Source organism: Rhodosalinus sp. (assembly GCF_046542825.1).
Taxonomy (GTDB): Bacteria; Pseudomonadota; Alphaproteobacteria; order Rhodobacterales; family Rhodobacteraceae; genus Rhodosalinus.
In genome coordinates this window covers 1-5,429 of the sequence record NZ_JBKHAQ010000151.1, presented here as the reverse complement: position 1 = coordinate 5,429, position 5,429 = coordinate 1, and the positions used below count along the sequence as shown (strand labels likewise).

6 protein-coding genes, 1 other RNA gene and 1 pseudogene are annotated in these 5,429 nt (G+C 70.1%); 1 reads left to right on the top strand and 7 read right to left on the bottom strand.

Going from position 1 to position 5,429, the window contains the following annotated elements:
* Positions 1-471 (bottom strand): annotated as a pseudogene (locus ACLFOB_RS14095) (hypothetical protein); the annotation flags it as partial.
* A 49-nt stretch (positions 472-520) separates the two neighbouring features.
* On the opposite strand from ACLFOB_RS14095, the gene ACLFOB_RS14090 reads away from it, so the two are divergent.
* Complete coding sequence (locus ACLFOB_RS14090) at positions 521-1,303, top strand: Bax inhibitor-1 family protein (RefSeq protein WP_410926489.1); 783 nt, start codon at positions 521-523, stop codon at positions 1,301-1,303.
* 63 nt (positions 1,304-1,366) lie between these two features.
* Here the strand turns inward: ACLFOB_RS14090 and ACLFOB_RS14085 are convergent, their stop codons facing one another.
* The 6 genes from ACLFOB_RS14085 to ACLFOB_RS14060 all read right to left on the bottom strand — a co-directional run.
* Positions 1,367-2,056, bottom strand: coding sequence for a VIT1/CCC1 transporter family protein (locus ACLFOB_RS14085; RefSeq protein ID WP_410917599.1), 690 nt, complete (start codon positions 2,054-2,056; stop codon positions 1,367-1,369).
* Positions 2,057-2,129: 73 nt separating this feature from the next.
* Entirely contained in the window at positions 2,130-2,297 is a 168-nt protein-coding gene (gene rpmG, locus ACLFOB_RS14080) for a 50S ribosomal protein L33 (RefSeq protein ID WP_093117077.1), read from the bottom strand.
* Between the two features lie 279 nt (positions 2,298-2,576).
* An RNA gene (rnpB, locus tag ACLFOB_RS14075) (RNase P RNA component class A) lies at positions 2,577-2,956 on the bottom strand.
* Positions 2,957-3,062: 106 nt separating this feature from the next.
* Positions 3,063-3,650 carry an N-acetylmuramoyl-L-alanine amidase gene (locus ACLFOB_RS14070; protein WP_410926488.1) on the bottom strand — a complete coding sequence of 196 codons (588 nt, stop codon included), beginning with the start codon at positions 3,648-3,650 and terminating at the stop codon, positions 3,063-3,065.
* Between the two features lie 101 nt (positions 3,651-3,751).
* Positions 3,752-4,501 (bottom strand): hypothetical protein, encoded by a 750-nt coding sequence (locus ACLFOB_RS14065; protein WP_410926487.1) that lies wholly within the window; start codon positions 4,499-4,501, stop codon positions 3,752-3,754.
* A 62-nt stretch (positions 4,502-4,563) separates the two neighbouring features.
* Positions 4,564-5,429, bottom strand: an 866-nt coding sequence (locus ACLFOB_RS14060) for an amidase family protein (RefSeq protein WP_410926486.1), incomplete at its 5' end; no start/stop codon positions are given.

The window sequence follows — 5,429 nt, the reverse complement described above, 5'->3', positions numbered from 1 at the left end:
CGACAGCAGCTGCACCTTCACGCGCGGAAAGCCCGCGGCGAAGCGGCGCAGCACCTCCGGAATCACCGGATAGACGATGTCGATGGGCACGCCGAGCGCGATTTCTCCCTCGGAGTCGCGGTGCGTCAGGCGGCGGAAGGCCGCGTCGTTCATCTCGACCAAGCGGCGCGCATATCCCGGCAGCAGTTCGCCTTCTCGACCCTGCCGGACTGCACCGGCAGCGCCGGGCGCCGGCCCGCCGCGACCCGCCTCGACGGGGTGCGTCTGCGCCGAATCGGCCTCGCGCGCGTCGAGGACGCGGCCGAGGCACGCCGCCCGCCGTGGGACGCGCCGGGAAACCGGCATCGCACGGACGTGCGCCAGCTCCAGAGACGGTTCGTTTCCCAAGCGGAAAACCTTGATTTGCGGCCCCCGCTTCCCAATATTGCAGGATGACGGCCGGGGCCCCTGGGTCCGGCCCGCATCTTTCATGTGCACCAGGGACCAACAGCAGGGAACACAGTCGGAGGCTGGACCACATATGGCTGAGTACGAGACGATCCGGACGAGTGCCGCGGGCGCGCGCAGTGCCGCGATCGACACGGGCCTGAGGGCCCATATGAACAAGGTCTACGGCACGATGTCCGTAGGCATGCTGATCACCGCCGCGGCGGCCTGGGCCATCTCGGGGCTTACCACGACCGCCGACCCGAGCCAGGCGGTGGCGCAACTGCCGGGCGGCGACTACCTGAACGGCTTCGGCGCGGCGATCTACATGTCGCCGCTGCGCTGGGTCATCATGCTGGCACCGCTGGCCTTCATCTTCTTCGGCTGGGGCGCGATGATGCGCCGCGCCTCCGCGGCGGCGGTGCAACTGTCGTTCTTCGCCTTCGCGGTGCTGATCGGCCTGTCGCTGAGCTCGATCTTCCTGGTCTTCACGGCCTACTCGATCGCGCAGACCTTCCTCGTGACGGCGATCGCCTTCGCCGGCCTCTCGCTCTGGGGCTACACGACGAAGAAGGATCTCAGCGGCATGGGCACCTTCCTGCTCATGGGGCTCATCGGCCTGATCGTGGCGATGATCATCAACATCTTCCTGGCAAGCCCGGCGATGATGTTCGCGATCTCGATCATCGGCATCCTGATCTTCGCGGGGCTTACCGCCTTCCACACGCAGGAGATCAAGACGACCTACATCGCCCACGCCGCGCATGGCGATCAGGAATGGCTGGACAAGGCCGCCTACGACGGCGCGCTGGCGCTCTACATCAGCTTCCTGAACATGTTCCAGTTCCTGCTCATGTTCATGGGGCAGCAGGAATAACCGGAACGATCCGGGACACCGCACAGGGGCCGGTCCGCAAGGGCCGGCCCTTTGCTTTCCGGCTCAGGCCGCCACCTCGAAAAGGCGGCCGACCGCGGCAGTTGCCGCCATCGCCGCGGCGCCCCAGAGCACGACCCGCGCCACCGCCCGGCCTGCGGGCGCGCCGCCCAGGCGCGCGCCCGTCATCCCCAGCACCGCGAGCGCGGCGAGGGAAACGCCGGCGACAGCGGCAATGCCGTCCGGCCCGGCGGGTGCGAGCATCGCCCCACCAAGCGGCAGCGCGGCACCTGCCGCGAAGGCAAGCGCCGAGGCCAACGCCGCCTGCAACGGCGCGGCAGAACCCGCGCCCGTCAGGCCCAGTTCCTCGCGCGCGTGGGCGTCTAGCGCATCGTGGTCGGTCATCTCCTGCGCCGCGGCACGCGCGAGCGGTGGCGAAACGCCGCGCTCCATCAAACCGTCGGTCAGCTCGTCGAGTTCGTAGTCAGGATCTTCCGCGAGCGCCCTGCGCTCGCGCTCCAGATCGGCGGCCTCCGAATCCGCCTGTGCGGCGACCGAAACATATTCGCCCGACGCCATGGAAAACGCGCCGGCGACCGCCGCGGCCAGCCCCGTCAGCAGCACGGTGGGCTTGTCGAGACCCGCTGCAATCACCCCCGCCAGCAGGCTCGAGGTCGAGACGATCCCGTCGTTCGCCCCCAGCACCGCGGCGCGCAGCCAACCCGTGCGGGTCACGTAATGGCCTTCCTTGGGCATCCGATGCTCCGGGACAGAAAAGGCCACGCCGATGGCGTGGCCCGTTGCGTCGCCCGTCGGGACGCGGCTCAGATCACTTGATCTTGCCTTCCTTGTACTCGACGTGCTTGCGCGCGACCGGGTCGAATTTCCGCATGGTCATCTTTTCGGTCATGGTGCGCGCGTTCTTCTTCGTGACGTAGAAATGCCCCGTGCCCGCGGTGGAGTTGAGGCGGATCTTGATCGTCGTCGGTTTGGCCATGCTCGCTCTCCTGCACCGGGCGCGCACGGCACCCGCGGAATTCCTTGAGGGTGCCCTCTTACGCGCCGCGGCCCGGTTGTCAAGCCGATCCCGCCGGCCGGATACTCGGAGCTCCCGGCCGCACTCGCACAGGCGACGCGGGCGGCGCAGGCGGAGGAACCGCACCTGAGGCCCCACGCGCTTCCGGGATCGAAGTGAAGTTGCGGCGCAGACAGGATGCCGCCCGCCGGCCGCAGCGCGCGGCCCGGGCCATGGATCTCGAGCCGGATCGGCCGACGACTGCGCGGAGGGCCTGTAAGCCGGATTCTGTCCCGGGGGCAAAGCCCCCCCTGGATGACCATTCGTCTGGGCGCCGGATCGCTCCGGCGCTCACGCTGCCAACCCGGACCTCTCGGGCGGAAGCTGCCCTGCGAAGACGAACTTCGCGCGAGGTCCCTATTCGGCATTGCTCCCGGTGGGGCTTGCCGTGCGGCCCCCGTTGCCGGCGGCCCGGTGGGCTCTTGCCCCACCGTTTCACCCTTGCCCGCGGCGCACCGCGGGCGGTCTGTTTTCTGCGGCGCTTTCCGTCGGATTTCTCCGCCCGGGCGTTACCCGGCACCGTCGCTTCCTGGAGTCCGGACTTTCCTCGACGTCGCCGCCGCGGCCATCCGGCCCTCCGCGCCCCTTCGAGATAGGCGCGGGCGCAGCCGGCGTCAACTTGGATCGGACGGGCGCAAGATCCTTGAAAGGATCTTGCAAGCGCCTTTCAAGGCGCTTGCCCCGCGCTCAGGCCTCCGGCGCCGGCCACCGTGCCGCAAGGCCCGCGACGAGCGCCCGATCCGCCTCTGCCACCGGTCCCGTGGCCCAGGGCCGCAGCCGCAGCCGGACGGCGGCAAGAACCGCCCCCTCCGCGTCCTCGCATCCTGCCGGCGCACGCCAGCCTGCCCGCGCCGCGTCGGCAAGGAAATTGCCCGGCGTGCCCGCCTCGGGCCAGACCGCAAGCCCCGCGCGCGCCAGCCCCCGCCAGTCGAAACGTGGCCCCGGATCGCGCTTGCGCCCCACCGCGCAGTCGGAATGCCCGAGAACCCCCTCTGGTCCGATGTCCCAGCGGCCCGTCACGCCGCGCAGCACCCCCTCAAGCGCCGCCATCTGCGGCGCGGGAAAGGGATGATCGCCCCGGTTGTGCAACTCGATCCCGATGGAGGCGGAATTCACGTCCGCAATCCCGCCCCAGGCGCCGCGGCCGGCGTGCCAGGCCCGTCGCGCCTCTTCCACCAGACGCCAGACGTGGCCGTCCGTCCCGATCAGGTAATGTGAGGACACCTCCGCCGCGGGATCGCAGAGCCGGGCCAGTGCCGCCTGCGCACTTTCCATGGCGGTGTAGTGCAGAACGATCAGCCGGGGGCGATCGCCGCCCCGCCGCGCCCCGTGATTGGGCGAAGCCAGCGTCTCGGGGGCTTCAGGCGATCCCGCGATCAGCCCTGCACCGCGCGCCGGAAGGGTGCAGGGTCCCAGCCGCAGACAAAGCCGTCGCCGTCCGGGTCAAGGCCAAGGCGGTCCCGCTCCGGCCCGCCATTGGCGAGAAAGTCCGCCTGCGCGAGATCCGGCGTCGCGTAATTGCCGCAGTTGCGCCGCGCCCGGTCGGCGGAGGTGAAGCCCGACCGCCGCCAGACGCGCTGCCCGAGGGGGTGCGACGTGGACAGCGCAAACTCCACGGGCGTGAGCCGTCCGTCGTCGCGCCGTTCCGGCAGCGCCTGCGGCGTCACGAGTCGATACTGCGCGCGCGCCTGCGCAAGCCGAGCGGCGTCCCCCTCGATCCCGCGGCGGCCGGAGACGGCGTCGAAATCCTGCTCGTCGGAGATGTCCGGGTTGTTGCGCAGCGGCGGCGCCGCGTTCGAGGGGCTGGCATCGAGCGGCGCGACACCGGAGTTCCGCGCGCGGGTCTCCGCATCGGCCTCGGCATCGGCCAGCGCATTTTCAGAGCCCGGCTCGGCCAGCGCGGCGCGGGCCGTGTCCAGCGCGCCGCTGCCCTGCGAGGGTGCCTGCAATGCCGGCAGGCGCTCGCTGGAAACCGGCGGCGCCCCGGAAAGCCCGGGCCCCGTCAATTCCGCGTCGCGCGTTGCCTGGGCCACCTGATACTCGGTGTAGTCGTTGAATCCGACGCCACTGTCGGGCACCACGGGCACACAGGCCGCAAGGCCGCCGCATGCCAGTGCAATCGTCAAAGCCTGCCGTCTCATTCGCCCTGACCCAGATGCAATCGCAGCGTCACGCCGCACAAGCACACCTACCACCATCTCGCGGGCTTCGCCACGAACCCCGCCGCCCGCTCCAGCGCCTGGGCGACATTCAGCAACTGCCCTTCCTCCCAGGGCTGACCGATCAGTTGCAGCCCCAGCGGCAGACCCTGCCGGTCCAGCCCTGCGGGAACCGAAACGCCCGGCAGCCCGGCCAGGTTCACCGTCACGGTGAAGACGTCGTTGAGGTACATCTCCACCGGGTCGGCCTGCCCCATCTCGCCCAGCCCGAAGGCGGCAGAGGGCGTCGCGGGCGTCAGGATCGCGTCCACGCCCCCGGCGAAGGCCTCGTCGAAGTCGCGCTTGATGAGCGTGCGCACCTTGCGCGCGCGGTTGTAATAGGCGTCGTAGAAGCCTGCCGACAGCACGTAGGTGCCCACCATGACCCGGCGCTTGACCTCGGCGCCGAAGCCCTCGGCGCGGGTCTTTTCGTACATGTCCACGATGCCATCGCCCTGCTCCAGCTTCGCGCGATGGCCGTAGCGCACACCGTCGTAGCGCGCGAGGTTGGACGACGCCTCCGCCGGCGCGATCACGTAATAGGCCGGCAGCGCGTATTTCGTATGCGGGAGCGAGATGTCGACGATCTCTGCGCCCGCGTCGCGCAGCATCTCAGCGCCCCTGGACCAGAGCGCCTCGATCTCCTCGGGCATCCCCTCCATCCGGTACTCCCTCGGGATGCCGATGCGCTTGCCGCGGATGTCGCCGGTCAGCGCAGCCTCGAAATCCGGCACCTCGCGATCGGCAGAGGTCGAATCCCTGGGGTCGTGCCCCGCCATCGCCTGCAGCATGATCGCCGCATCGCGCACCGTGCGCGTCATCGGGCCCGCCTGGTCGAGGGACGAGGCAAAGGCCA

Coding starts and splice junctions, on each gene's coding strand:
- ACLFOB_RS14090 (WP_410926489.1), top strand. CDS start 521: ATGGCTGAGTACGAGACGATCCGGACGAGTGCCGCGGGCGCGCGCAGT.
- ACLFOB_RS14085 (WP_410917599.1), bottom strand. CDS start 2,056: ATGCCCAAGGAAGGCCATTACGTGACCCGCACGGGTTGGCTGCGCGCC.
- rpmG (WP_093117077.1), bottom strand. CDS start 2,297: ATGGCCAAACCGACGACGATCAAGATCCGCCTCAACTCCACCGCGGGC.
- ACLFOB_RS14070 (WP_410926488.1), bottom strand. CDS start 3,650: ATGGAAAGTGCGCAGGCGGCACTGGCCCGGCTCTGCGATCCCGCGGCG.